The 2,514-nt window shown below is 31.7% G+C and carries 2 protein-coding genes; both read left to right on the top strand.

Annotation, left to right across the window (positions count from 1 at the left end):
- A partial coding sequence (locus tag ACQKN2_RS25165) for a pre-toxin TG domain-containing protein (protein ID WP_427417354.1) occupies window positions 1–1,103 on the top strand: 1,103 nt, incomplete at its 5' end.
- A gap of 3 nt (window positions 1,104–1,106) precedes the next feature.
- The gene (locus ACQKN2_RS25160; RefSeq protein ID WP_427417353.1) at window positions 1,107–1,529 is read left to right on the top strand and encodes a hypothetical protein; all 423 of its coding nucleotides are present in this window, start codon (window positions 1,107–1,109) and stop codon (window positions 1,527–1,529) included.
- The last annotated feature ends 985 nt before the right edge of the window (window positions 1,530–2,514 follow it).

Here is a 2,514-nt window from a genome sequence, read left to right as displayed (position 1 = left end):
AGCTTAGGAAGAAGCGTAAGAAAAAGAGAGGTAAGTTTTTTACAAAGGCCAGGAAGCTTAGAAATAGGCTATCCAGGAGAAAATTGGTCAGGAAGATTAAACGGGCTGCGAAAAAAGCAGTACTTACAGTGAAAAAAGCAACTGTTAAGCAAGCAACTAAAAAGGCCAGTAATGCGGCCAAAGCTGCTGTCAAACAAGTCAAAAAGAATGAAACAGCTCAAAATCTTAAACTAGTTTCTATGGGGTTAAATTACATTCCTGTTTTCGGAAATATTAAGGCTCTATATGAAATGGCCACTGGAAAAGACATGATTACTGGACAGAAAGTGGTAATTCCAAAAGGTGGATCAAAGTATATAAATTTAGAAAACTCCTGTCCTATGCCTCAGAATAAAGGTAAAACTAAAAAAGAAAAAGAACGTGAAATAATAGACAAATTTATAGAAGAACAAAGAAATCATGAAAAGAAAGTATTAAAATTTGCATATAATTTCTTTTTCGAAGATATTGAAACTATGTTAAGTCCTGACTCATCATTGAAAGAACGAGCTGAAGCTGCATTTTATACATTCTATAAACCTGCGAAAATGGCTGATACAGCAAAAGATGGAGCAAAAATTATAGAAAGTCAGGCAGAGCGAATCAAAAAAAATGTAGATGAAAGTGCAAGAGCAAGAGATAGTTCTAAGTTTGATGACTATGCAAGAAAAGAAAAAGAGATAACAGGAAATAAGGGTACGGGAAATATCGGAAATCAGACCAGAGATCAGGCCAGACATACTGCTCAAAATCTACTGAAAAATGGAGAAGTTAGTATGTCTAATTTGGAATCGATGATTCCTTCGAATATTCCAAATACATTTAAACCAACCGATACTATTACTGATGGTGCAAAATATGAATTTACACTTGCGGATGGACAAAAGGCTATTATTCGATGGCATTCTCCAGACCCTGTAGCGGCAAGCAAATATCCAGGATCAGCATCAGGTGCAAGATGGACTACACAGATAAAAATCGGAAATAAACAGCTAAAATCTGACGGAACATGGACAAAAAATCAATCTTTAAATGAGGTTCATATTCCAATAGAAGGGAAATAAAATATGGATATAAATGAAATTAAGAATCTACCTGATAGAATACCAACTGGAACACTAATATCAATGTTTCAAAATGCATTAGATCAATTTAGAAATAATAAAATTGAAAAAGATGGTTTTTTATTAATACTTAGTCAACTAACAGACCGGCAAGTTATGACATACGAGTTATTAAGAAGTGATATAAGAAATGATATTGATAGAACTCTCTCTAGATTATGGAATACAGATTCCTATGATGAAGTAGATATTATTCTTTCTATTGTAGTAAATCTCGGTCTAGAAATTTGCTTTAATAAAATAAAAGAATCACTGGAACAGTATAAGGATATAGATAAATCAATCCTAGATGAAATACAGGAAACAATAGATGAAGTAGGCGAGAATATCTCTAATCCGTATTATAGTTTGGAAAAATTTAAATAGTCTGTTACTAGTGTGAAATGCCAAAAACCAAATTTACAATGGTTAAAATGGATCTTTAATTACTATCTTCCCTAGATTAAAGATATCAAGACTTAAATTTAAAGAGAAGTATACAATTGCTGAGGAGTACATTGATTAAATTTGGGGTATCAGAGTTTTGAATCCTAAAGTTTCTTTAGAAGAAACTAATAATGAATTTTTATAGCAAGTGTAATTAATCCTGATTCGAAGCAAACCTTGATTGGCTATAAGCTTTTCAAGGTTTTTTAATTATACTGAAAACTGATAGAATGTATAATTTATTGAATCAATAATTAATGATGGTCAGCTATGACACATGAAAATGCTTACTGTTAGAAAAGGTACTAAGATGACATTTAAGGGCGTAAAAGATAGTGGGACAAAGTGAGAAAAAAGATGTGTTTTAAGAATCGAGAGCTCATGAAGGTTTGTAGCATTAGGTATTTTAATACGGGGATACAGAGAAAAGAACGAGAATTGGGCGAGAGACATTTTAAATGCAAGGGTAGTATATAAATGGAATAACTAACAAACTAACGAGAATGACAAGGCTCGTGCCGATAAACAAGGATATAATATATAATAGTTTTTTAATTGTATACAGTTAAAGATATCCTTGAATTTGAATTAATAACTCATGAAGGCAAGCCATCAAGAGATGTTATTTTAATACTAATGTAATAAGAGCGAGAATAGGCGAGATGACATTTTACTTACAAGGACCACTATGGATGTCATAAGCAACAAACACACGAGATTAAACAAGCTAAAGGGTTTAAACGTTACACTTGCCATGTAGTAAAAAAGATGTCATACTGTCGATATAAAAATAACTTATAAAACTTGCAAATAATAAAACTTAGAAAATATATAAACTTAAAGCACTTGATTGTCTATAACAGGCGACAAGTGCTTTTTTGCATGTTTATATACGTAAATTGAAAAGATTACGATTATTTAATTA

Source organism: Lysinibacillus sp. NPDC093688 (assembly GCF_050280145.1).
Taxonomy (GTDB): Bacteria; Bacillota; Bacilli; order Bacillales_A; family Planococcaceae; genus Lysinibacillus; species Lysinibacillus xylanilyticus_B.
Note: the sequence above shows the minus strand (reverse complement) of the source record. Positions and strands in the feature narration are given on the sequence as shown.